At 61.2% G+C, this 21,832-nt stretch carries 26 protein-coding genes; 15 read left to right on the forward strand and 11 right to left on the reverse strand.

The genetic code is table 11. The features are described 5' to 3' along the window. The first annotated feature begins 56 nt into the window (after positions 1-56). Both treZ and treY read left to right on the forward strand, forming a co-directional pair. Positions 57-1,868, forward strand: coding sequence for a malto-oligosyltrehalose trehalohydrolase (gene treZ, locus ASG19_RS08110; protein WP_062455127.1), 1,812 nt, complete (start codon positions 57-59; stop codon positions 1,866-1,868). Then, positions 1,865-4,402 (forward strand): malto-oligosyltrehalose synthase, encoded by a 2,538-nt coding sequence (treY, locus tag ASG19_RS08115; protein ID WP_062455129.1) that lies wholly within the window; start codon positions 1,865-1,867, stop codon positions 4,400-4,402. Before treZ ends, treY begins: the two co-directional genes overlap by 4 nt. A gap of 329 nt (positions 4,403-4,731) precedes the next feature. Here treY and ASG19_RS08120 read toward each other — a convergent pair whose 3' ends face one another. The 3 genes from ASG19_RS08120 to ASG19_RS08130 all read right to left on the reverse strand — a co-directional run bounded on the left by ASG19_RS08120 (position 4,732) and on the right by ASG19_RS08130 (position 5,891). Continuing rightward, positions 4,732-4,980, reverse strand: coding sequence for a hypothetical protein (locus tag ASG19_RS08120; protein ID WP_139283784.1), 249 nt, complete (start codon positions 4,978-4,980; stop codon positions 4,732-4,734). 99 nt (positions 4,981-5,079) lie between these two features. Then, on the reverse strand, positions 5,080-5,472 hold the full coding sequence (locus ASG19_RS08125) for a DUF983 domain-containing protein (RefSeq protein ID WP_062455132.1): 393 nt from the start codon (positions 5,470-5,472) through the stop codon (positions 5,080-5,082). A 128-nt stretch (positions 5,473-5,600) separates the two neighbouring features. Further along, positions 5,601-5,891, reverse strand: a complete 291-nt coding sequence (locus ASG19_RS08130; protein WP_062455134.1) for a hypothetical protein — start codon at positions 5,889-5,891, stop codon at positions 5,601-5,603. 245 nt (positions 5,892-6,136) lie between these two features. Here ASG19_RS08130 and ASG19_RS08135 point away from each other — a divergent pair, with 245 nt between their 5' ends. Beyond that, a complete protein-coding gene (locus ASG19_RS08135) occupies positions 6,137-6,379 on the forward strand; it encodes a hypothetical protein (protein WP_062455136.1) in 243 nt (80 codons plus the stop codon). Positions 6,380-6,457: 78 nt separating this feature from the next. Here the strand turns inward: ASG19_RS08135 and hutX are convergent, their stop codons facing one another. Then, positions 6,458-6,982, reverse strand: coding sequence for a heme utilization cystosolic carrier protein HutX (gene hutX / locus ASG19_RS08140; RefSeq protein ID WP_062455138.1), 525 nt, complete (start codon positions 6,980-6,982; stop codon positions 6,458-6,460). A gap of 8 nt (positions 6,983-6,990) precedes the next feature. Further along, positions 6,991-7,338 carry an antibiotic biosynthesis monooxygenase gene (locus ASG19_RS08145; protein ID WP_062455140.1) on the reverse strand — a complete coding sequence of 116 codons (348 nt, stop codon included), beginning with the start codon at positions 7,336-7,338 and terminating at the stop codon, positions 6,991-6,993. Positions 7,339-7,499: 161 nt separating this feature from the next. On the opposite strand from ASG19_RS08145, the gene ASG19_RS08150 reads away from it, so the two are divergent. From ASG19_RS08150 to ASG19_RS08160, 3 genes are read left to right on the forward strand one after another with little or no spacing between them, the layout of a single operon-like run. Next, complete coding sequence (locus ASG19_RS08150) at positions 7,500-8,399, forward strand: ABC transporter substrate-binding protein (protein ID WP_062455142.1); 900 nt, start codon at positions 7,500-7,502, stop codon at positions 8,397-8,399. Beyond that, positions 8,399-9,487: an iron ABC transporter permease gene (locus ASG19_RS08155; protein WP_082476258.1), complete on the forward strand. Its 1,089-nt coding sequence runs from the start codon at positions 8,399-8,401 to the stop codon at positions 9,485-9,487. Before ASG19_RS08150 ends, ASG19_RS08155 begins: the two co-directional genes overlap by 1 nt. 22 nt (positions 9,488-9,509) lie before the next feature. Continuing rightward, positions 9,510-10,292, forward strand: a complete 783-nt coding sequence (locus tag ASG19_RS08160) for a heme ABC transporter ATP-binding protein (protein WP_062455144.1) — start codon at positions 9,510-9,512, stop codon at positions 10,290-10,292. A gap of 1 nt (position 10,293) precedes the next feature. Here ASG19_RS08160 and ASG19_RS08165 read toward each other — a convergent pair whose 3' ends face one another. Beyond that, positions 10,294-10,650, reverse strand: coding sequence for a YbaN family protein (locus tag ASG19_RS08165; RefSeq protein ID WP_062455146.1), 357 nt, complete (start codon positions 10,648-10,650; stop codon positions 10,294-10,296). Between the two features lie 193 nt (positions 10,651-10,843). On the opposite strand from ASG19_RS08165, the gene galE reads away from it, so the two are divergent. The 5 genes from galE to ASG19_RS08190 all read left to right on the forward strand — a co-directional run bounded on the left by galE (position 10,844) and on the right by ASG19_RS08190 (position 14,653). Next, a complete protein-coding gene (gene galE, locus ASG19_RS08170) occupies positions 10,844-11,833 on the forward strand; it encodes a UDP-glucose 4-epimerase GalE (protein WP_062457821.1) in 990 nt (329 codons plus the stop codon). 12 nt (positions 11,834-11,845) lie between these two features. Next, positions 11,846-12,241 carry a VOC family protein gene (locus tag ASG19_RS08175; RefSeq protein WP_062455147.1) on the forward strand — a complete coding sequence of 132 codons (396 nt, stop codon included), beginning with the start codon at positions 11,846-11,848 and terminating at the stop codon, positions 12,239-12,241. Positions 12,242-12,252: 11 nt separating this feature from the next. Further along, entirely contained in the window at positions 12,253-12,945 is a 693-nt protein-coding gene (ung, locus tag ASG19_RS08180) for a uracil-DNA glycosylase (RefSeq protein WP_062455148.1), read from the forward strand. A gap of 143 nt (positions 12,946-13,088) precedes the next feature. Beyond that, positions 13,089-14,018, forward strand: coding sequence for a VOC family protein (locus ASG19_RS08185; protein WP_062455149.1), 930 nt, complete (start codon positions 13,089-13,091; stop codon positions 14,016-14,018). A gap of 11 nt (positions 14,019-14,029) precedes the next feature. Continuing rightward, a complete protein-coding gene (locus ASG19_RS08190; protein ID WP_062455150.1) occupies positions 14,030-14,653 on the forward strand; it encodes an alpha/beta hydrolase in 624 nt (207 codons plus the stop codon). Positions 14,654-14,696: 43 nt separating this feature from the next. Here the strand turns inward: ASG19_RS08190 and ASG19_RS08195 are convergent, their stop codons facing one another. Beyond that, positions 14,697-15,737, reverse strand: coding sequence for a phytanoyl-CoA dioxygenase family protein (locus tag ASG19_RS08195; RefSeq protein ID WP_062455151.1), 1,041 nt, complete (start codon positions 15,735-15,737; stop codon positions 14,697-14,699). A gap of 180 nt (positions 15,738-15,917) precedes the next feature. On the opposite strand from ASG19_RS08195, the gene ASG19_RS08200 reads away from it, so the two are divergent. Then, positions 15,918-16,307, forward strand: a complete 390-nt coding sequence (locus ASG19_RS08200; protein WP_062455152.1) for a RidA family protein — start codon at positions 15,918-15,920, stop codon at positions 16,305-16,307. Positions 16,308-16,505: 198 nt separating this feature from the next. Then, positions 16,506-16,934 carry a L,D-transpeptidase gene (locus ASG19_RS08205; protein WP_062457824.1) on the forward strand — a complete coding sequence of 143 codons (429 nt, stop codon included), beginning with the start codon at positions 16,506-16,508 and terminating at the stop codon, positions 16,932-16,934. A gap of 35 nt (positions 16,935-16,969) precedes the next feature. On the opposite strand, the gene ASG19_RS08210 is transcribed toward ASG19_RS08205, so the two are convergent. The 3 genes from ASG19_RS08210 to ASG19_RS08220 all read right to left on the reverse strand — a co-directional run bounded on the left by ASG19_RS08210 (position 16,970) and on the right by ASG19_RS08220 (position 18,434). Next, positions 16,970-17,545 (reverse strand): hypothetical protein, encoded by a 576-nt coding sequence (locus ASG19_RS08210; RefSeq protein ID WP_062455153.1) that lies wholly within the window; start codon positions 17,543-17,545, stop codon positions 16,970-16,972. A gap of 177 nt (positions 17,546-17,722) precedes the next feature. Then, the gene (locus ASG19_RS08215; protein ID WP_156466456.1) at positions 17,723-17,926 is read right to left on the reverse strand and encodes a hypothetical protein; all 204 of its coding nucleotides are present in this window, start codon (positions 17,924-17,926) and stop codon (positions 17,723-17,725) included. Positions 17,927-18,086: 160 nt separating this feature from the next. Further along, positions 18,087-18,434, reverse strand: a complete 348-nt coding sequence (locus ASG19_RS08220; RefSeq protein WP_062455159.1) for a hypothetical protein — start codon at positions 18,432-18,434, stop codon at positions 18,087-18,089. A 225-nt stretch (positions 18,435-18,659) separates the two neighbouring features. On the opposite strand from ASG19_RS08220, the gene ASG19_RS08225 reads away from it, so the two are divergent. Further along, on the forward strand, positions 18,660-19,214 hold the full coding sequence (locus tag ASG19_RS08225) for a transglutaminase-like cysteine peptidase (RefSeq protein WP_062455161.1): 555 nt from the start codon (positions 18,660-18,662) through the stop codon (positions 19,212-19,214). 83 nt (positions 19,215-19,297) lie between these two features. Here ASG19_RS08225 and ASG19_RS08230 read toward each other — a convergent pair whose 3' ends face one another. Further along, positions 19,298-20,185: a DMT family transporter gene (locus ASG19_RS08230; protein ID WP_062455163.1), complete on the reverse strand. Its 888-nt coding sequence runs from the start codon at positions 20,183-20,185 to the stop codon at positions 19,298-19,300. A gap of 337 nt (positions 20,186-20,522) precedes the next feature. Here ASG19_RS08230 and ASG19_RS08235 point away from each other — a divergent pair, with 337 nt between their 5' ends. Next, entirely contained in the window at positions 20,523-21,818 is a 1,296-nt protein-coding gene (locus ASG19_RS08235) for an adenylosuccinate synthase (RefSeq protein WP_062455165.1), read from the forward strand. The last annotated feature ends 14 nt before the right edge of the window (positions 21,819-21,832 follow it).

The following is a 21,832-nucleotide window of genomic DNA, read 5'->3' on the forward strand; positions in this document are numbered from 1 at the left end:
ACTGTCACGCCTTTCACTCGTTTGCCGGTCGCTCTCAACCTGATGAAAGGGACCCCATGTCGGACGTCAATGCCGTCGCCGAACTCCGAAGCTTTCCGAAAACCTGGGGAGCGGAATATGTCGCTGCTGGCGAGGTAAGGTTCCGTCTCTGGGCTCCGGGCCAGGAAACGGTCGTGCTCCGTCTCGACGGCAAGGATGCCGAGATGAGCCGCAGCGACGACGGATGGTTCGAGATCCTGGCAACCGGCGTCGAACCAGGCGCGGAATACAACTACGTGCTGGCCGATGGTACCGTTGTCGCCGATCCCGCATCCCGTGCCCAGAAGTCCGAGGTCAATGGCGCTTCGCTTGTCATCGATCCGACCAGCTACGACTGGCAGACAACGGAGTGGACTGGGCGCCCCTGGGAAGAAACCGTCGTTTACGAGATGCATGTCGGCACCTTCACCCCTGACGGCACGTTCCGCGCCGCGATTGAGAAGCTGCCCTATCTCGCCGAACTCGGCATCACCATGGTCGAGATCCTGCCGATTGCGCAGTTCGGCGGCAACCGTGGCTGGGGTTACGACGGCGTTCTTCTTTATGCGCCGCATGCCGCTTATGGCTCACCAGATGATGTCAAAGCCTTCGTAGATGCCGCTCACGCGCATGGCATCTCCATCGTGCTTGACCTCGTGCTCAATCATTTCGGCCCCGAGGGCAATTATCTGCCGCTTCTGGCGCCCGACTTCTTCCACAAGGAGCGTCAGACACCGTGGGGTGCGGCCATCGCCTATGACGTCGATGCGACCCGCCGCTACATCGTTGAGGCCGCGCTCTACTGGCTGCATGAATACAATTTCGACGGTCTTCGCTTCGATGCGATCGACCAGATCGAGGATATTTCCGACAGCCACGTGCTGAACGAGATCGCCGAGCGCATCCGCGCCGAGATTACCGACCGGCCGATCCACCTGACGACCGAGGACGCCCGCAACATCATAGACCTGCATCCGCGCGACGAAGACGGCAACGCACCTCTGTTTACCGCGGAGTGGAACGACGACTTTCACAATGCCGTCCATGTTTTCGCGACCGGCGAAACGCACGCCTATTACGAGGATTTCGCCAAGCAGCCGGAAAAGCTCGTCGCCCGTGTTCTGGCAGAAGGGTTTGCCTATCAGGGCGAAGTCTCGCCGCATGCCGGCGAAAAGCGCGGCGTGAAAAGCGCAAGCCAGCCGCCCGTCGCTTTTGTGGATTTCATTCAGAACCACGACCAGGTCGGCAACCGCGCCGAGGGCGAACGTCTGATCGAGCTTGCCGGTGCCGATCGCACCAAGGTTCTGCTCGCCTCGCTTCTGTTCTCGCCGCATATCCCGCTTCTGTTCATGGGCGAGGAATATGGTGAGACGAACCCGTTCCTGTTCTTCACCGATTTCCACGGCGACCTTGCCAAGGCCGTGCGCGAGGGCCGTGCGAAGGAATTCCAGGGCCATGCCGGCCACGAGGGCGATGTCGTCCCCGATCCGAATGCCAAGACGACCTTCGACGCCTCCAAGCTCGACTGGAAGAAGCACGATAGCCGCGACGGCAAGGAGTGGCTTGCGCTGACGAAGGAACTGCTTTCCCTTCGCCAGCAGCACATCGTGCCGATGCTTGCAACGGCCACCGGCAACTCAGGCAAGGTTCTGAAGACCGACGAGGGCTTCCTGGCCGTTAGCTGGACTTTCCCGAAAGGCACGTTGTCGATTGCGCTCAACATCGGCGAAAAGGCGCAGCCGCTTCCCGATCTGCCGGGTGAGACGCTCTTTGCCTGGCCGTCCGAAACGCCGGATCTGCCCCAGAACTCTATCATCGTCCGCCTCGCGCCCGCCGGAGACATCAAGTGACCATCCCGACAGCTACCTACCGTATCCAGTTCCGCAACGGCATGACTTTCGATCGCGCGAGCGAGCTCGTGCCTTACATGAAGCGCCTCGGCATCAGCCACCTCTACGCGTCGCCGATCTTCACGGCCACGTCGGAGTCAACCCATGGCTATGACGTGACCGACGCCAACGAGATCGAACCCTCGATCGGTGGTCGCGAAGGCTTCGATCGCATGGTGAAAACGTTGAAGGACGCAGGTCTTGGCCTGATCCTCGATATCGTGCCCAACCACATGGCCGCTTCGCTTGAAAACACGTGGTGGCGCGATGTTATCGAAAATGGCCAGAACAGCCGGTTTGCAAAGCATTTCGACATCAACTGGTCGCGCCCGCTGACGCTGCCTTTCCTCGGCGACTCGTTCGAGACTGCACTTTCCAATGGCGACATCTCGGTGAAGCCCGACCCGAAGACCGGAAAGCCGGCTTTCGCCTATTACGACAGCTACTATCCGCTCGCGCCGGAAACCTATCAGGGCCGCGAAACCGAGGTGATCAAACTTACCGACAAGGCATCACTTGTCGAACTGCACGAGCGCCAGCCCTACCGGCTGATGTCGTGGCGGGAAGCGCCGCGCGATCTCTCCTACCGCCGCTTCTTCGAGATCACCGGCCTTGCCGGCGTCCGCGTCGAAGACAGACAGGTATTTGACGACACCCACCGCCTGATCCTCGAACTGGTTCACTCCGGCGCCGTCGACGGTCTGCGCGTGGACCACGTGGACGGTCTCGCCGATCCAAAGGCCTATATCGAGCTTCTGCGCCAGGAAGCTGGTCCCGATTGCTACATCACCGTTGAAAAGATCCTCGGCGAAGGTGAGCACATCCCGAGTGACTGGCCGATCTCAGGCACGACGGGTTACGAGTTCATCGCCTCGCTGTCCGACGCTCTTGTGGACGGTGCAAAGATCGCCGGTCTGCGCAAAGCCTATGACGACGTCGTCGGCAAGCCCGTCGACATGACGGCCGAACTGCGCGCCGCCAAGCTGCTGATGGCCGACAAGAATTTCGAGGGCGAGTTCACGACGCTTCTGAAGCTCGCCGTCGCGATCGCCAACACGGATGGCATCAGCGTGGACGAGAAGACCACGAGGTCTGCACTGCGCGAACTGCTGGTCGCATTCCCGGTCTACCGGACCTATGGGACGGAAACAGGTCTGCCGCCGGAAGGCCACGAGATGCTGAAGAGCGTCGTCGACAAGGTCAAACAGGGCCCGAACGCGCCGGATCAGGCAGGCCTCGATCTGATCACCCGCATCCTCGGCAACGACGTGTCCGAGAAGGCCTCTCATGATGCGGCGAATTTCCGCACCCGCTTCCAGCAGCTGACCGGCCCGCTGATGGCAAAGTCCGTCGAAGACACGCTGTTCTTCCGTCAGCATATGGCGCTTGCACTCAACGAAGTCGGCGCCGAACCGCTGCCGCGTGACTTCTCGGTCGAGCGTTTCCATCATGACATGGAAACCCGGCTAGAGCGCCAGCCGGATGCGCTGTCTGGGACATCCACGCACGACACCAAGCGCGGCGAAGATGCCCGTGCCCGTCTCTACGTGCTGACCGAGGCGCCGGAACTCTGGTCGGAATGCGTTGCCCGCTGGCGCAAGATGAACGCGACGAAGGTCGTCTCGCTGGATGATGGCCCGGCACCGGAGCCTGCAGTCGAATGGATGCTCTATCAGGCGCTCGCAGGCGTCTGGCCGACAACGCTGCAGCCGAAGGACGAGAGCGGCCTCAAGGCACTCGAGGAGCGTTTCCTTGCCTATGTCGAGAAGTCGATCAAGGAAGCCAAGCTGCGCACCAACTGGGGCGACAGCAACGAGGCTTACGAGAAAGCTGTGCTCGACTACGCCCGTTACATGCTGTCGCCGAAAAACCAGGAATTCCTGGCGGACTTCTCCTCGGCGCTCCAGCCCTTCATCCGGGCCGGTCTGGTCAACAGCCTGACCCAGACGATCGTCAAGCTGACGGCACCGGGCGTGCCTGACATCTATCAGGGCAGCGAGGCGCTTGATTTCAGCCTTGTCGACCCCGACAACCGTCGCGAACCGGATTTCGCCATGCTGCAGGACCTCCCTGCGGAGAACGACAATCCGGACTCCTCGACAGAGGACGGATGGTTGAGCGGACGGCTGAAACAGCACCTGATCCAGCGTCTGCTGCACCAGCGTCGCGACGCGCCGGACCTGTTCCGCAAGGGCGACTACGTGCCGCTCAAGGCGACCGGAAACCGGGCTAAAAACATCCTGGCCTTCGCCCGCACCGATGGCGATCAAGCCTTGATCGTGATCGTACCGCGGCTGGTCTTCGGCGCGCTCAACGGCGACGTCTATCCGTCACGGGGCGAGCGCTGGGCGGAGACGGAAGTGGAGCTGCCTGCACAGCTCGCCAACCGTCGCTACCGCGATCTCTCCACCGGCAAGGACGTCGAGGCCAAGGACAGCATCGCCGTCAACCTCGCCTTTGCCGATCATCCGTTTGCACTGCTGACTGCCGAATAGGCGAGCCCTCATCTAATCGCACTGCTCGCCGAAGTGACGGCGGGCAGTGACCCACCCAGGCGGGACGTCACAAACACGAAAAAGGCGCCGGTTCGATCAGAACCGGCGCCTTTTTGTTTCTCCACCTGAACGTGAAGTTCAGTGGAAAAGGGCAATCAAATCAAGCAAATCCAACGAGGTTCAGAACCGCGATTACGATGACGACTGCGCCTACCAACCATACGATGCTATTCATGATAGTGTCTCCTTTTGCTGTTGGGAGGTGAACGGTGAGGCGTAAAAAAGGTTCCTGAAAACGTGATCTCTGCGTCGACAGATGTGAGTCCGCCTCAGGCGCCGGGTGCTGCACTGCCATCGCCCCGTCGCAACCGCTTCAGCTGGTTGACGACGCGCAGGGAATTGTTGGCTCGGAGGGCCGATCCGTCGGAGCTTGTGGACAGGATGCGAAGCATGTCTTCTGCCTCATCCACCGAAATGGTGCCTCTTGCGGCAAGGCCGTCGATCATCAGCAGCATTGCGCCCTCAAGCGCCAGCGACCGCCGCTGTGCTTCCGTCTCAGTCTCTTGCATTTCCGGCATAACAGGCTCCTTGCTTGTCATGTCGAATGGTTGGCGCGGGAAATTGTTCCGGTACTCGCGCGACGAGCGGCAGTCGGAGACCACCCGGTCGCACCAGAATCAGACGTCGTTCGGGCTTCCTTGCAATCTGCCCTCCCGCGCCCGGTAGATATATTGGCTGGCGACGAGCCAGCCTTTCAGCGGTCGCAGCGGCAGGATGCAGGTCAGAAGCAGGAAGGGGAGAGAGATGAGAAGATGCACCCAGAACGGCGGCGAAAACACCGTCTCGATCCACACTGCGAGTGCCACCGAGGGCACGCAGGCAAAGCAGATGACGAAGAAGGCCGGACCGTCTGCGGGATCCGCAAAGGCGTAATCAAGCCCGCACGCTTCGCATCGCGGCCTGATCGTCAGAAAGCCCTTGAAGAGATGGCCCTGGCCGCAGCGCGGGCAGCGCCCTCGCACGCCCGTTGCGTAAGGCGAAAGCGGCGCCCAGTTCCCGTCGTCTGCCATGTTGCCTCCCAATCATGCCATGTCGATCTACCCGACACGGAATAAGTGCAACGGCTGCAACCCACAAGAGGCGCGCGTGAGGCGCGTCAATCTGCCTCGCCCGACGAAAGTCGATCGCAGGGCGCCCTCTAGTCGGAGAAGGACTCTGAAATCACGTGCCGATCGATGATGCGCAGGCTGCGGTCCGGCTCGATCACATAGGTCTCGCTCACCCGGTCGCCGAACTGGTCGATGAACTCATGCGGAAACGTGCTGCCGATGGGGGATTTGGTCAGCTTCGAACGCGGCTGGCCGCCATAGGTGATGCTCCCCTTGATCGGGGCAATGTCAGATCCGCCGCCACTGGCGCCGGCGGTCGTGCAACTGCTGAGCGCCAGGGCAAGTCCCAGAAGGCCGGCAGAGAAGGCGACGATTTTCATGACATTATCCTCATTGGTTAGCACACGCTGCACCCACCTCTATCCAACTTAGGGTCCAGAGCGCTTTTGGCTAGATTGAACCATTCTGCCTGTGCGCTCATGCCGTCGGCAGCGGGCGAGCGGGAACAGCGGGCGCCATTTCTTCTCGACGCAACGGTGTCAGTGGGGCATTCTTGTAAACGGACAACCTCCTGAAAGCTCACAGATCGAGCGCGATTCCAATCAACGATCGAAGGGATGAAACAATGGCGCCACGGACGATACCCGCAGAACTCGATGCTGCCTTAACGGCGTTGCCTCTGAGGACCGGCATCTATGTGCCGGAAGATCTTCTGGAAGACTGGTTTGCGCCAGGGACGGGCATGAGCCCTGTCAGTGCCGAGGCGTTGTCGCAGGCCGAAACCTACGGCCGAAAACTCGAGTGCGAGTTCAAATATTACCCGGAAAGATTGGAAGGCGTGTTCTGGAAATGGGTGCCGGCTCTTTAAGGAGCCTGTTGTCCGCTGATCCGCGCTGCTGCGCAAATCGTGTAGGTTCGGAAATTATCCAATCCGAACCTACATCACTTACAGGCTCGCGTAACGATCGCGCAAAGCCTCGAATTTCACCAGCTGATCCGCCATCAGTTCACGGCCAGCGTCGCGCTTGACGAAAACCTTGAACATGGCGGCGCCCTTCTGGTTCATGAACCAGACCGAGCAGGAACGGCGACCATGGAACGCACGGTCGACGAAGGTGATAGAGGCGCAGTTGTCCTTGCGGATGTGGCCACCGATCGGGCTGTCGCCATGGATGTTGAACCAGCCGTGGCTTTCCGATCCGGCCGGAAGGATGCCGTCGATCTCGGCCACCACGTCCTCCGTGTGAACGAGAAACAGCACGACGCCCCAGGTGGTCAGCTCCGACCAGATTTCGTCGAAGCGTTCCTTGCCGGCAATGACGGCCGACCCCTCCGGCAGGACTGCCAGGATTTCTGCCGCCGTCACACCGGCGCCTGCTGCAATCGATTCAACGACGCCGTCGGGCTTTTCTGAGAGGGCTTTGAGCGCGCGTTCGCGGCGGTCGGGCGCGATCTCCGAGTGGGTGTCCATTGCGGACCTCAGGCTGCGTCGGCGGCGCGGACGCCGTTCTTGTCTTCACTGATGATGACTTCGAAACCTTCAAACTGCGGGCCGGAGAGGTATTCGACCTTGCCGCGGTTCTGGCCGGCATTGGCATGGGCTGCACGGAACTGTTCGGACTTTGTCCAGGCCTGGAAATGTTCGACGGTTTCCCAGAGCGTGTGGGAGGCATAGAGCGTGTGATCGTCGGCCTTCGGTCCCTTCAGCATGTGAAACTCGAGATAGCCTGGCACTTCGGCAAGCCGGCCCTGGCGGCTTTTCCACATGTCTTCAAACGCTTGCTCGAAGCCCGGCACGACGCGGAAACGGTTCATGGCGATGTACATGGAATCAATCCTCACATAAGTTTCACTTCGCACTCAAGTTATCTCTTGATGCCTGTCTTGAAAACCGGAAAAAACTTGTCTAGTCAACTCAAGTTATAGGGCGGCTGGGGCGGATCGCATCGCAACCGAGTTTGCCCTCTGGTATCACAAGGGCGGGTCTCATGGTTTTCTCTCTCCGGGCTTCCTCACCAAGCGTTACACGTCTGATCGCGCTTGCCATCGTCACCGCCGCGGTCGCATTCAGCAGCGCCACGGCATCGGAAACGGGCAATCCGGACGCCCGGCGCATCGTTTCGATCGGCGGCACGATCACCGAAATCCTCTACGATCTGGGCGCCGAGGACCGTATTGTAGCGCGAGATTCCACCAGTTCCTATCCTGCCGCCGCAAATTCCAAGCCTGACGTCGGCTATATCAGGGCACTGTCGGCCGAGGGCATTCTCGGCCAGAAGCCGGATCTGATCCTGATGGAGGAGGGGGCCGGTCCGCCGCCGGTGCTGGAGATCCTCAAGGCCAGCGAGATCCCTGTCGTGGTCATCCCGACACCGCCGGATCCGGCCAAGATCGGCCAGAAGATTCGTGACGTCGGTGCCGCTGTCGCCCTTGCCGACAAGGCGGGCGTGCTCGCCGCAAAGACCGAGGACGGATTGAAGGCGCTTGCTGACGATGTGGTGAAGATTGCCGGCGAAAAGAAGAAGGTGCTGTTCGTTCTCTCCGTCGCCAACGGGCGGCTGATGGCGGGCGGTGCCGATACGGAAGCCGGCGCGATCATCGAAATGGCGGGTGGCGTCAATGCCGCGCCCTCGATCAAAGGCTACAAGCCGCTGTCCGACGAGGCGGTGATTGCCGCGGCTCCTGACGTGATCCTCTCCATGTCACGCGGCGACCATTCGACCACGCCGGATGAGATGTTCGCGCTGCCGTCGATGCAGACGACGCCGGCCGCCGCGTCCAAGTCGCTAATCTCGATGGATGGCCTGCTGCTGCTGGGCTTTGGTCCGCGCACGCCTGAGGCCGGTCGTGCGCTTGCCGAAAAACTCTATCCGGATGCGATGCACTGATGATGAAGGCGCTGGCCATGCCGTTTCGCAACACGGGCGAGGGCGATCGCACGTCGCAGGGCGTGCTGGTCATCGTCCTTCTCGTGGTGCTCCTGATCGCCGCCTGCCTTCTTTCGCTCGGCGTCGGCCCGACCGGCGTCGGCCTTCGCGATCTCTTCGCCTACCTGACGGGCAACGGTGACAGCCTCACCACCCAGGAACGGGTCATCCTCGAAGCCGTCCGCCTGCCGCGCACGGCGCTCGGCCTTCTGGTCGGCGCGGGGCTCGCTGTCTCAGGTGCAATGATGCAGGGCCTGTTTCGCAATCCGCTTGCCGATCCCGGCATCGTTGGCGTCACATCCGGTGCAGGCCTTGCGGCGGTCTTGGCGATCGTACTCGGCGGCACGGTGCTTGCCCCGGTCTCGATGCTGCTTGGAAACCAGTTCCTGCCGCTGATGGCGTTTTTCGGCGGCCTGATCAACACCTGGATGCTCTATGTTATCGCCACCCGCGACGGCCGAACCTCGACCACGGCGCTGATCCTTTGCGGCATCGCGATCGGTGCCCTGTCGGGCGCCTTCATGGGGCTTCTGATCGTCATGGCCGATGACCGGCAGTTGCGCGACATCACGTTCTGGAGCCTCGGTTCCCTCGGCGGTGCCACCTACGGGCGGGTGCTGTCGATCCTTCCGTTCATCGTCTTTGTGATGGCGATCATCCCCTTCGTCGCGCGCGGTCTCGATGCGCTTGTGCTTGGCGATGCGGCGGCCTTCCACATGGGCGTGCCGGTGCAGCGGCTGAAGCGGATCGTCATCGTCGCGGTTGCAGCGGCCTGCGGCTCCACGGTCGCCGTCGCCGGCTCGATCGGTTTTGTCGGGATCGTGGTGCCGCATCTGCTGCGGCTTGCGATGGGGCCGTCGCACCGGTTTCTGCTGCCGGGCTCGGCGCTCGGCGGCGGCGCGCTTCTGCTGATCGCCGATGCCGTGGCTCGTACCGTTGCGGCACCCGCGGAACTGCCGATCGGGGTGATTACGGCGCTGTTCGGCGCGCCGGTCTTTCTGTTCCTGCTGATCGGACGCAACGGCATCGGCATGCGGGACCTGCCATGAGGGGCATACGAGGAGGACGGGCATGATCAGGGCAGAAAACGTCACCGTCAGCCGCGCCGGTCGCAAGCTGATCGATCAAGTCAGCCTAACGCTGGAGCCCGGCCGTTTCAGCGTGGTGATTGGCCCGAACGGTGCCGGAAAATCGACGCTGATGAAGGTCCTGTCCGGCGAGATGGTGCCGGATAGCGGGCATGTTTCCTATTACGGTGCCGATGTGGCGGCCTGCAAGCCGGTCGATCTGGCGAGGCGCCGAGCGGTGCTACCGCAGGCGACGCAGCTGGCCTTTCCCTTCTCGGCGCTGGAGATCGCCCGCATGGGTGCGGTTGCCAACGGTTCGCTCAATCCGGGAGAGGAAGCGCGCAAGGCTCTGGCACGGGTGGGCCTGCGCGGTTTCGAAAGCCGGCCCTATCCGTCGATGTCCGGCGGCGAGCAGCAGCGCGTCCAGTTTGCCCGCGCGCTGGCGCAGGTGCCAAGGGCGGTGGTCGACGGCGTGCCGTGCGCGCTGTTTCTCGACGAGCCGACCGCCAGTCTCGATCTGGGCCACCAGATCTCGGTGCTGGAAACCGCCCGCGATTTTGCGGCTGCCGGTGGCATGGTTCTCGCCATCCTGCACGACCTCAACCTTGCCGCGGAATTTGCCGACCATTTGGTGGTTTTGAACCACGGCTGCGTGGTTGCGGAAGGTCCCTGCCATGACACCGTGAGCGACGAGATGATTGCTTCCGTCTATGGCATCGCCGGTGCCGTCGGTCGCGTGCCGGCAGCGCATGTGCCTTACGTTCTGCCGCAGTCGCGGCATCGCTAGCTCAGGCGTCCGGTCGCGTCAGCATGAAGATGGCCGGGCCGATCATCAGCGCGGCCACCAGAATGGCGAGCCAGGCTGCCGGGTGCGAGCCGAACCAGAAGCCGGTATAGCTGACGGCCATCAGCGAGATCGCCGTGACCTTTGCCCTTCGCGAAATAGCGCCGCGCTCGCGCCAATTTCGGAGCGGCGGGCCGAGCGTCTTGTGGTTCATCAGCCACGCTTCCAGCTTCGGCGAGGACCGCGCAAAGCAGGCGACGGCCAGCAGCAGGAACGGCGTCGTCGGCAGGATCGGCAGGAAGGCGCCGATCACGCCAAGCCCCACGAACAGCCAGCCGAGACTGAGAAAGATGTAACGCATCAAAGGACCTACGGGAATCTGCTGACAAGGATAGACAAGTTCGCGGCGCCCGTCTTCATGTAAAGAATCAACTGCACGGGGATGCTGTCTGGTGTTCTGCCATGGGGAGCGGGACCCCTGATATGGCCTCTACCCTTCCCATTTGAAACCCTGTCGGTATAGTGCCGCCGATTTCGAAGAAGCAGGAGCGATGATGTCTAAGGAAAAGGTGCTTGTCGTTGGTGGGGCAGGGTATATCGGGTCCCATACGTGCCTCGTGCTGGCGGACCGGGGTTACGAGCCCGTCGTTTTCGACAATCTTTCCAACGGTCATGCGGAATTCGTGCGTTGGGGCGAGCTCGAACAGGGCGATATCCGCGACCGTGCACGGCTCGACGAAGTGCTCGCCAAGCACAAGCCGGACGCCATCCTGCATTTCGCTGCGCTGATCGAAGTCGGCGAATCCGTCAAGAACCCGGTCGGTTTCTACGACAACAATGTCATCGGTGCGCTGACGCTTCTGTCGGCCGCGATCGACGCTGGCGTGAAGGCCTTCGTGTTCTCCTCGACCTGCGCAACTTACGGTCTTCCAGACCGGGTGCCGATGGACGAGACTCACAAGCAGGCGCCGATCAACCCTTACGGCCGCACCAAATTCATCATCGAGCAGGTGCTGAAGGACTACGGCACCTACAAGGACCTGAAATCGGTCATGCTGCGCTATTTCAACGCGGCCGGTGCCGATTTCGAAGGCCGGATCGGCGAATGGCATACGCCCGAAACTCATGCGATCCCGCTTGCCATCGAGGCAGCGCTTGGCCGTCGCCAGGGCTTCAAGGTGTTCGGCGACGATTACGACACGCGTGACGGCACCTGCGTGCGCGACTATATCCACGTGCTCGATCTGGCCGACGCGCATGTACGCGCGGTCGACTACCTGCTCGCCGGCGGCGATACGGTTGAGCTCAATCTCGGCACCGGCACCGGCACCACTGTCAAGGAACTGCTGGACGCCATCTCCGATGTGTCGGGCAAGCCGTTCCCGGTCGAATATGTCGGCCGCCGCGAAGGCGATTCCACCTCGCTCGTCGCCAACAACGACAAGGCCAAGGCCGTGCTCGGCTGGGAGCCGCAATATTCCCTGGAAGACATTATCCGCTCCGCCTGGGACTGGCACTCCAAGTCCAACCACATCCTCCAATAGGGAGCGCCCCTCATGGCAAAGATGGTGCACTCGATGATCCGCGTGCTGGACGAAGCTCGCTCGGTCGAGTTCTACGACAACGCGTTCGGCCTGAAGGTCGCCGATCGCCGGCCGTTCGCAGAGTTCACGCTGATCTACCTCTCCAATCTCGAAACCGGTTTCGAACTGGAACTGACGGTCAACGGCAATCGTTCTGAACCCTACAACCTTGGAGACGGTTACGGCCATCTGGCGGTGACGGTCGAGGATGTCGAGGCGGAACACAAGCGCTTCTCCGAACTGGGCCTGACGGTGGGCAAGCTTGCGGACATGCCGCATGAAGGCCGGCCGTTTGCAAAATTCTTCTTCGTCACCGATCCGGATGGCTACAGGACCGAAGTCATCCAGCGCGGCGGACGTTTCACCTAAAGGACACCTGTATGGCGGACGGCGATATCAAGCTCGAGGAAACCTGGAAATTCGCGCTCGAAACAGAGTTCGAGGATCCTTATATGGCCGATCTCAAGAGCTTCCTTGTGTCCGAGAAGAAGGCGGGAAAGCTCATCTTTCCAAAGGGTTCGGAGTATTTCCGTGCACTTGACCTGACGCCGCTCGATGAGGTGAAGGTGGTGATCCTCGGACAGGACCCGTATCACGGGGAAGGCCAGGCGCATGGCCTGTGCTTCTCCGTCCGGCCCGGCGTGCGTATCCCGCCGTCACTTGTGAACATCTACAAGGAGATGGAAGCGGATCTCGGCATCGCGCCGGCCAAGCACGGTTTTCTCGAGCATTGGGCCGAACAGGGCGTGCTGCTTTTGAACAGCGTGCTGACCGTGGAAGAGGGCAAGGCCGCGGCGCATCAGGGCAAGGGTTGGGAACGCTTCACGGACGCTGTCATCCGCACCGTCAACGAGGAATGCGACGGCGTCGTCTTCATTCTCTGGGGAGCCTATGCCCAGAAGAAGGCGGCTTTTGTCGATGAGGAACGGCACCTAGTCATCAAGTCCGCCCACCCGTCGCCGCTGTCCGCTCATAACGGGTTTCTCGGCTCGAAGCCGTTTTCCAAGGCGAATGAGTATCTGCAGTCCATCGGCAAGGATCCTGTCGATTGGCAGCTGCCGGAAACCGTCTGAGCGGTGAACGCTTAGGTCACCTCGTCAACGAAAAATGAACAATCCGTTCGGATGTGATCCTCTATCCAATTCGCATGCGATCACCAATTATCACCCCAGACAACGGCTCGCTCCCGAGCCGACAAATTGAAAAGGGGTTTGACATGATTAACCAGATCAAGGGCCTCCACCACGTCACGTCGATGGCGGCCAGCGCGTCCACCAACAACCGGTTCTTCACCGATACGCTCGGCCTGCGCCGGGTCAAGAAGACCGTCAACTTCGATGCGCCTGACGTCTATCATCTCTATTACGGCGACGAAATCGGCACGCCCGGCTCGGTCATGACCTATTTCCCGTTCCCGCATATCGCCAGGGGCCGCCCCGGCTCAGGCGAAGTGGGCACGACCGTATTCTCTGTACCGCAGGGCTCGCTCGGCTACTGGACGGATCGTCTGACCAAAGCCGGTGCCGATGGTTTGAAGGCCGACGAAGCCTTTGGCGAAAAGCGCCTGCAGTTTGCAGGTCCAGACGGCGACGGGTTTGCGCTGGTCGAAGTCAAGGATGACGACCGCGCCCAGTGGACGGGCAACGGCGTCGGTGCCGACGAAGCGATCCGCGGCTTTCATTCAGCGTCGCTCAGACTGCGCGACGACGGTGCCAATGCCGAGCTCTTGAAGTTCATGGGCTATGAACAGGTTGATGCCAGAGACGGTGTCACGCGGTTCGGCATGCCCGGCGGTAACGGCGCCGACTTTATCGACGTCGAGACGATGCCGAATATTTCGGGCGCACGTCTCGGTGCCGGCTCCGTGCATCACCTGGCGTTTGCGGTCGAAAACCGTGAAAAGCAGCTCGAAGTCCGCAAGGCACTGATGGATACGGGGTACCAGGTCACGCCGGTGATCGACCGCGATTACTTCTGGGCCATCTACTTCCGCACGCCCGGCGGCGTGCTGTTTGAGATCGCGACCAATGAACCCGGTTTCGACCGCGACGAGGATACCGCGCATCTGGGCGAGGCCCTGAAGCTGCCGACCCAGCACGAGCATCTGCGCTCGACGCTCGAGGAGCACTTGGAACCGCTGGCCTAAGGAGAGAGACGATGAGTTTCGACAGTTATGTGCACCGGGCGCGGCCCGGTGCACCCGGTGCGCCGATCCTGTTTACCTTTCATGGCACCGGCGGCGACGAGAACCAGTTCTTCGATTTTGCGAGCCGGCTCGTGCCGGGTGCTACGATCGTCTCTCCGCGCGGCGACGTCGCCGAGCATGGGGCGGCGCGCTTTTTCCGCCGCAAGGCGGAAGGGGTCTACGATCTCGACGATCTCGCCCGTGCGACTAAGCGGATGTCTGACTTCGTGGAAGCCAATCGCGACCGCTACGAATCCTCGACCGTGCTTGGCCTCGGGTTTTCGAACGGCGCCAACATTCTTGCCAATGTGATGATCGAAAGGCCCGGCCTGTTTGAGGCGGGCGTGCTGATGCATCCGCTCATCCCGTTCACGCCGCCTGCGCGCACGACGGGTGAGAAGGCGCATGTGCTGATCACCGCCGGCGAGCGGGACCCGATCTGCCCGGTGCCGCAGACGCAGGCACTTGCCGACTATCTCCGCGCGGCCGGTGACGAGGTCACGCTGGAATGGCATGCCAGCGGCCACGAGATTCGCCCGAACGAGATCGAAGCGATCAAGACGTTTCTGGCGCCCTATGGTGCCCGCGGCGAATAATTGAGATCGCCGGGCCCGCAGATCCGCGGGCCTGGCTTAGCCGTCAGATATGCGGCTCGGAATAGGCCGTGCACTCGCCGACATCCTGCCATGTCGGCTTTCTGCCGGCGCGCTTTGCCTTGCGGTCGGAATGGCCGAGATAGAGATCGAGGCGGCGGTCGTGCAGGCCGGGAACCAGGCTCAGCGGTGAGAAGGGCAGCGGCGAGAACGGATTGGTGCGGTGATAGGCATGCAGTTCCACCCGCATCGTGTGCTTGAAGCTGACCGCGCGCGAATGGAACGCATAGGTATCGGCAACGACAAGCGTATTGGCCGGCACAGTCACCTTCTTCGGCTCGAAATCACCAAGCGTGGTCAGCTCTTCCGGCGTGATGCGGAATGATCCGTCCGCGTGATGGGCGCGGTTGTCCGTACTGGCGATCAGGCTTTGCCGATATTCCCATTCGATCCGCTTTTCCGTCAGCTTGTGGCTGCCCGGCACGAATACGAAGGGACCGTTGTCCGCCTCCACATCATCGAGAAACAGCCAGGCCTTGGAGGTCGAGTGAAACGTGTCCGCGTGCAGTGCGGTCTGCGGATCGGCCTTGGCCAGCGCCGGTTCGGCAATCACCGTCTGGATGAAGTGGATCGGATCGCCGCCGGCACCGCCGACATAGCGCAGGAGGCCGGCGATCGACTGATTGTGGCTGAAGCGAGCCAGATCCGGCAGGCGCTTCAGCGCTGTCGGGCCGATCGGAATCATCCGCGTCACCGCCTGTCCCTGCCGCATCTCGCGTGCCGGCAGAGGCTCGCTCTTGAGGAAATCGCGGATGCGCAGGAAGACGTCCTGCGGCAATGCGTTTTGCCGGATCACGAACCCGTCGCGATCAAACGCGCTGCGTTCCTCCGGTCTGACCTGTGACCCCAGGATGCGGCGACGGTAGTCTGCCATCCGAGCGGCTATCCGCACCCGCTCCCGATGCAGGCCAAGCTCGTTCAGGTGCGGATGGCCGATCAGCGGGTTTTTGCGAAACGACTTGTCGCTGCCAAGAATGCCAAGCGCCAGCCGCGGATAGCGCCACCATTGAATTGTTTGCTCCGCCATCCCCAACCCCGTATCTTCGTCGCTGCGATCATACCATCAGGCATTGAGGCCGCAAGGGATCAGGTCGCCTGCTCTTTGCCCCGTCCCAGGCTCGTTTTCAGGGGAGGGTTGGCTTGCAGCGTCGGCCGTTGAGAGGTCTAGTGCGCCATTGCCATGCTTTGAAGAGAGTAGCACTCCTCGATGAAGACGACATTCAATCCGCCATCCGTCCGTCAGCCGTTCGGCGCCTACAATCACGGTCTGCTCGTGCCGCCAGGCGCCAGTCTGATGGTCACCTCGGGCCAGCTCGGCATTGGCCTTGACGATGCGATCCCGGCCGATGTTACCGCCCAGGCAGAACTCTGCTTTAAGGCGATTGGGGCGATCCTTGACGAGGCCAAGATGACCTATGCCGACGTCATCCGCATTTCCGGCTTCGTGACGAGGCGCGAGGACTTCCAGGCCTACATGGCGGTGCGCGATCGTTTCACGCTCGACCCAAAGCCAGTCTCGACGCTGATCATCGTCGGCGGATTCACCCGCGCGGAATTTCTGGTCGAGGTCGAGGTGACGGCTGCAAAGGTATTTTAGGGCGGATCTCGCTTTGCCACGATACTATCAGGATAAAATGGTAATAATCTTGTCAGTTCATGCCTTGTTTTCGAAATTTACTGTGCCGATTAAACAAAATTCGAAATAATCAACGACGGGCACGCTAGACTATATTGAAACGTTTCTCGCAAAGTGATGATGTCCTTTCAGGGTAAGGGGCTTTCCGGGGGACATTTCATGCGCCACTACATGGTTGGAGCTGCACTGTTTTCGTGTGCGCTTGTCTTTGCGTCGTCCGCACTGTCCGCCGGCCTGGTCGCCAGCGTCAGCCTGTCGTCCCAGACGATGACGGTGAGCGAAGACGGTGTTGATGTCTACCGGTGGCCGGTATCGACCGCTCGGAAAGGCTACAGCACGCCGCTCGGCAGCTGGAGCGCAAAATGGCTCTCGAGGAGCCACAGGTCGCGCAAGTACGACAACGCGCCAATGCCGTTCGCCGTGTTCTACAATGGCGGCTATGCCGTGCATGCGACGTTCGATACCAAGCGCCTCGGTCGACCAGCCTCCCATGGCTGTATCAGGCTGCATCCGGAAAATGCCGCAACCTTTTTCGCGCTGACGAGCCGGTATGGAACCGCTAACACCCGCATCGTTGTCGGCTATTAGGCCGTGTGCAGCTTAGCCTGCACGGGAACCAAGGTTCAGTATCCGCAACGGCGCAGTTGCGCCTCGTATCTGGCTGCCATGGCGGCAGATTTCTTTGCGGTCTGGCGAACCCCGCCGCCGAACTGGCCGCGCTCATAGCCGCCGTGGCCGGTATAGTAGGCGAGGTAGAGGTTGTAGGTATCGCTGAGGGGGATGTTGTTCCGGATATGGCTCTGGTGGTGATACCAGCCGACAAAGCGGATGGCATCGCCGAAGTCACTGCGGCTGGCGGCCCAGCGACCCGTCGATTTGCGGTAACCGTCCCAGGTTCCGTCCAGCGCCTGTGCGTAGCCATAGGCCGAAGAGATACGGCCCCAGGGAATGATGCCGAGCACATATTTGCGCGGCGGGCGGGCGCGGGCGCGGAAACTCGACTCGACGTAGATCGTCGCCATCAGGATCGGGACCGGCACGCCGTATTCGCGGCTTGCTGCGCGCGCCTGGCGGGCCCAGTTGTTGAAAAGCCCGTCTCTCTGCTCGAAAATCGCGCAGGCATCTCCGATCCGGCTCGGCGCGGAGGCGCAAGCCGTGAGGGACATCATCAGAAGGGCGATGTAAAACGCATTACGCATCGCGCGTTCTTTCAGGCTTGGACTTAAGGCTCTATCTCTGAGGTTTCAGACTGGAACAATGCCACTAAAACTTAACGAAAAGTTTAACGGCCCAGAAAGCAGCCGAAAGGCTCCACGCGCTCGCCTCGGCGCGATGGTTTGCGATCGTCGACATTGAAGGGGTTGCGGAGACTCGGACTAATCGTCGAGGTATCGTTCGCGGTCCTCGACCATCACTTTTTTGGAGAAGGCTGACTGGATCAGCGCTGCGGGCAAAAGCACGATAAACGCGACCACGGTGGCGACACCGTAGGCGAGGGCGGCCAGCGCCCATAGAATGCGGTTGATCATCGGCTTCATCCAGGTTGCCCGATCGGTTGCCTCGGCCTGCACACATAGCACGAAGATCTCTCCAATTCATGAGTATGTTTTCACATACACGAACTGCGCAGAGAAGTTTTATAGCGCAGTAACAGGGGCGTTCGCGGAAGCCCCGATAACGACAGAAAAAGGCCGCTCAATGGAGCGGCCTTGATCATGTCTGCGATACGCCAGAGGGCGATCAGCAAGTTGGATTGGTTTCCATGGTCATCATGGCTCCACCGGCGGTACCAGTGTTGGTGCTGGCGCCCGGATTCGAGTTGTTGCCGGAAGCCACGCCCGGATCCTTCATCGTGCCTGCCTGGCAGTTGGTCGATGGCGTTGTGCCGGATGTGCTGTTGGTCGAGGACGAATCCACGCCCGGCAGCGACGTTGTCGGCGCGGTCTGTTCGACACCGGACATCGGCATCGACTTGCCGGTGCTTCCGGATCCGTCATTGCCGCCCGAACCGGAGCCGCTGGTCTGTGCAAAAGCCGAGGTTGCGAGACCGAGCGAAAGGGCTGCGACGTTGAATAGTTTAATGCTCATGGGAGTGTTTCCTTCTTGTTGTCCTCACAGTTACCAAACCGCCCCAGGTGCCGTTGGTTCCAGCTATTGCGCGCCAATTCCTTTTGTGTGCCAGCGCGGGAAAAAAAATGGATTTCAATAAAATTGCATCTATTCGTTTAAGCGCGCCGCAAACCTGGCTGCGTATGGTCGTCCCATAACGAAACGAGATGGCAACAGAGCCATCCGCCAAACAGGGTACGGGCCATGATCAAGAAGCTCATCATTTCCGCGATCGTACTGACCGCGCTGGTTGCAGGCAAGGAAGCCAATGCTGCAGGTCCGGGCTCGTTTGCCCGCTCGCTCTCAGGCGTTTCCGCTCTCCACATGCAGGTCGCCCAGAACCGTACCCATGGCGCTGAAGGCTCCAACACGATTTCCGAATTTACCATCGATCAGGCCCACGAACTGAAGCGCGTCAACGACGCGGTCGACGGCAAGCTTGCAGCCGTCGACGGCTATCTCGACACGTTCGCCGACGACCTTGCTGCCGATCAGGATCTCTGCCTCGATTGCGCCGATCTCAAGCGCGACCATCTCGTTTCCATCGGCTGGGATAGCCGCAACCTGACGATCGGCTACGCTCTCAACGACGAGGGCCGGATCGAACGGGTCCTAGTTGTTGCAACGCCGCGCGGCGACATCGTGCTCTCGCATGGCGGCCTGACGGTCGACAGGACTGCCCAGACGATGACCGAGACCACGAAGGCTAGCGATGCTCTGTCTTCGCCAGCTGCCACTGCCGACCATTACGATATCTAAAGCTCACTGACCCTGCTGGCCGGTGGCGTCGACGTGCCCTGACGCTGCCGGCCCTTTTTTTCCAAGTTGTCGCCCGTTCGCGTCTATCGCTGTGCGGGCTTTCCCCATTCTGCGATGGCAATGCCGCCAAGCGCCAGAACCAGCGCCACGATGTGGAATGCCTGCAGGTTTTCGCCAAGCACGATCACCGAAAGCAGGGTGCCAAAAACCGGCACCAGATTGATGAACAGGCCGGCCCGGTTGGCACCGATCTCCTCGACGCCGCGGATATAGAGCACCTGCGCGATCAGCGATGCGAAGACGGCGGTGTAGACTGCGATGATCCAGCCGTTGGCGTCCGGCCAGATCATTCGGTCAGCCGAATATTCCCACGCGGCGGCGGGAATGCTGCCGAGCAGGGCGAACAGCGCCGGGATTGCCATCAGGCTGCGCCAGCTGATGGCCGGGCGAAAACGCAGCGTCACCGTATAGACCGCATAGGCGACGATCGCGATCATCATGACCGCATCGCCGAAATTGACGCTGAGCGTGACGATGGTCGACAGGTCGCCATGGGCTGCCGTCAAAAGCCCGCCCATCAGGGTCAGCGCGAAGCCGACGATCTGCAGCCAGGATACTTTCATCCGGAACAGCACGAAATTGAACAGGAAGATCAGCACCGGAATAAGCGTCTGCTCGACGGTGACGTTGATCGCCGTGGTGTAATTGACCGCGGTGTAGAGCGCCGCATTGAAGACGACGTAGCCGACGAGGCCGAGAAAGGCGAGAAGCGGCAGGTTCGACCGGATCACGGGCCAATCGCGGCGAAGATCGGGTATGGAGATCGCGAAAATGATGACGGTCGCGAACGCCCATCGCCAGAAGGTCAGGAGCATCGGGCTGATATGACCGATGGCAAGCTTGCCCGCGACCGCATTGCCGCCCCAGCACAGCGTCGCAACGATCAGGAAGATATAGGCTCTGCGGTACACGATAATCTCCTCCGCGTGCCGTATCGACGGCCCGTCCTTGCCCTATCGTCTTTCGTCGGCGCCGACCTTGGCCGGAACGCTTGGCGTGGGCCATAGCGTGGGAATTTGCAAATTGTCACGCAAAAACCGTCCAGCATTCACAAACAGGTCGCTTTCCTCGGGCCAAGGCATTATAGATGCGCGCGTTTGCAGGGGCGGGTCCGGCGCGGTTTCGGACGAGCGCCCTTGTGGGAGAGAACTCTATCTGGCGCTCGCAACGCCGCTGTCTCAGAGCAGCGGTGCTGTCGCGGCGCCGTGGCGTGCTTGAAGGGCAGGCCCGAAACGCAGGAAAGCAAAGATGACGAATGTAGTCGTGGTTGGTTCGCAGTGGGGTGACGAGGGCAAGGGCAAGATCGTCGACTGGCTCTCTGAACGGGCGGATATCGTCGTTCGGTTCCAGGGCGGCCACAATGCCGGCCATACGCTCGTCATCGACGGTGTCAGCTACAAGCTGTCGCTACTGCCCTCCGGTATCGTCCGCGGCAAGCTTTCGGTTATCGGCAACGGCGTCGTCGTCGATCCGCACGCGCTGGTCGCTGAAATCGCAAAGCTCGACGGGCAGGGCGTCAAGGTCACCCCGGACGTGCTGCGCATCGCCGACAACGCGACGCTGATCCTGTCGCTGCACCGCGAGCTTGACGGCCTGCGCGAAGATGCGGCATCCAACACCGGCACCAAGATCGGCACCACCCGCCGCGGCATCGGCCCGGCTTACGAAGACAAGGTCGGCCGTCGTGCGATCCGCGTCATGGATCTCGCCGACCTCGATACGCTGTCGGCCAAGGTCGATCGCATCCTCACCCATCACAACGCGCTGCGCCGCGGTCTGGGCGAGCCGGAAGTCAGCCATGAGACGATCATGCAGGAACTGACCTCGGTCGCCGAACAGGTTCTGCCGTTCCGCGAAACGGTCTGGGAACTGCTGGACAAGGAGCGCCGCAAGGGCTCGCGCATCCTGTTCGAAGGCGCGCAAGGCTCGCTGCTCGACATCGACCACGGCACCTATCCATTCGTGACGTCGTCGAACACGGTTGCCGGCCAGGCTGCTGCCGGTTCCGGCATGGGCCCGGGCTCGCTGGGCTACATCCTCGGCATCACGAAGGCCTACACGACGCGCGTTGGTGAAGGCCCGTTCCCGACCGAACTCCATGACGAGATCGGCCAGTTCCTCGGTGAAAAGGGCCATGAGTTCGGCACCGTCACGGGTCGCAAGCGTCGCTGTGGCTGGTTCGACGCGGCGCTGGTTCGCCAGTCGGTCGCGACCAACGGCATCACCGGGATCGCGCTGACGAAACTCGACGTTCTCGACGGTCTGGAAGAACTGAAGATCTGCGTCGGCTACATGCTCGACGGCCAGCGGATTGACCATCTTCCCGCAAGCCAGGCGGCACAGGCTCGGGTCGAGCCGATCTACGTGACGCTGGAAGGCTGGAAGGAATCGACCGTTGGTGCAAGGTCCTGGGCGGACCTGCCGGCACAGGCGATCAAATACGTTCGTCAGGTTGAGGAATTGATTGGCGCGCCAGTTGCGCTACTTTCCACAAGTCCGGAACGCGACGACACCATACTTGTGACGGACCCGTTTGAAGATTAATGTCAACTATTGAT

Origin of the sequence: Rhizobium sp. Leaf306, from assembly GCF_001423425.1 — a bacterium.
Lineage (GTDB): Bacteria > Pseudomonadota > Alphaproteobacteria > Rhizobiales > Rhizobiaceae > Neorhizobium > Neorhizobium soli.

Coding starts and splice junctions, on each gene's coding strand:
- ASG19_RS08210 (WP_062455153.1), bottom strand. CDS start 17,545: ATGCGTAATGCGTTTTACATCGCCCTTCTGATGATGTCCCTCACGGCT.
- ASG19_RS08190 (WP_062455150.1), top strand. CDS start 14,030: ATGAGTTTCGACAGTTATGTGCACCGGGCGCGGCCCGGTGCACCCGGT.
- ASG19_RS08200 (WP_062455152.1), top strand. CDS start 15,918: ATGAAGACGACATTCAATCCGCCATCCGTCCGTCAGCCGTTCGGCGCC.
- ASG19_RS08145 (WP_062455140.1), bottom strand. CDS start 7,338: ATGTACATCGCCATGAACCGTTTCCGCGTCGTGCCGGGCTTCGAGCAA.
- ASG19_RS08125 (WP_062455132.1), bottom strand. CDS start 5,472: ATGGCAGACGACGGGAACTGGGCGCCGCTTTCGCCTTACGCAACGGGC.
- ASG19_RS08135 (WP_062455136.1), top strand. CDS start 6,137: ATGGCGCCACGGACGATACCCGCAGAACTCGATGCTGCCTTAACGGCG.
- ASG19_RS08160 (WP_062455144.1), top strand. CDS start 9,510: ATGATCAGGGCAGAAAACGTCACCGTCAGCCGCGCCGGTCGCAAGCTG.
- ASG19_RS08155 (WP_082476258.1), top strand. CDS start 8,399: ATGATGAAGGCGCTGGCCATGCCGTTTCGCAACACGGGCGAGGGCGAT.
- hutX (WP_062455138.1), bottom strand. CDS start 6,982: ATGGACACCCACTCGGAGATCGCGCCCGACCGCCGCGAACGCGCGCTC.
- ASG19_RS08195 (WP_062455151.1), bottom strand. CDS start 15,737: ATGGCGGAGCAAACAATTCAATGGTGGCGCTATCCGCGGCTGGCGCTT.
- ASG19_RS08175 (WP_062455147.1), top strand. CDS start 11,846: ATGGCAAAGATGGTGCACTCGATGATCCGCGTGCTGGACGAAGCTCGC.
- ASG19_RS08205 (WP_062457824.1), top strand. CDS start 16,506: ATGCGCCACTACATGGTTGGAGCTGCACTGTTTTCGTGTGCGCTTGTC.
- ASG19_RS08165 (WP_062455146.1), bottom strand. CDS start 10,650: ATGCGTTACATCTTTCTCAGTCTCGGCTGGCTGTTCGTGGGGCTTGGC.
- treZ (WP_062455127.1), top strand. CDS start 57: ATGTCGGACGTCAATGCCGTCGCCGAACTCCGAAGCTTTCCGAAAACC.
- ASG19_RS08220 (WP_062455159.1), bottom strand. CDS start 18,434: ATGAGCATTAAACTATTCAACGTCGCAGCCCTTTCGCTCGGTCTCGCA.
- ASG19_RS08235 (WP_062455165.1), top strand. CDS start 20,523: ATGACGAATGTAGTCGTGGTTGGTTCGCAGTGGGGTGACGAGGGCAAG.
- ASG19_RS08130 (WP_062455134.1), bottom strand. CDS start 5,891: ATGAAAATCGTCGCCTTCTCTGCCGGCCTTCTGGGACTTGCCCTGGCG.
- ASG19_RS08185 (WP_062455149.1), top strand. CDS start 13,089: ATGATTAACCAGATCAAGGGCCTCCACCACGTCACGTCGATGGCGGCC.
- ASG19_RS08150 (WP_062455142.1), top strand. CDS start 7,500: ATGGTTTTCTCTCTCCGGGCTTCCTCACCAAGCGTTACACGTCTGATC.
- ASG19_RS08120 (WP_139283784.1), bottom strand. CDS start 4,980: ATGCCGGAAATGCAAGAGACTGAGACGGAAGCACAGCGGCGGTCGCTG.
- ung (WP_062455148.1), top strand. CDS start 12,253: ATGGCGGACGGCGATATCAAGCTCGAGGAAACCTGGAAATTCGCGCTC.
- galE (WP_062457821.1), top strand. CDS start 10,844: ATGTCTAAGGAAAAGGTGCTTGTCGTTGGTGGGGCAGGGTATATCGGG.
- ASG19_RS08225 (WP_062455161.1), top strand. CDS start 18,660: ATGATCAAGAAGCTCATCATTTCCGCGATCGTACTGACCGCGCTGGTT.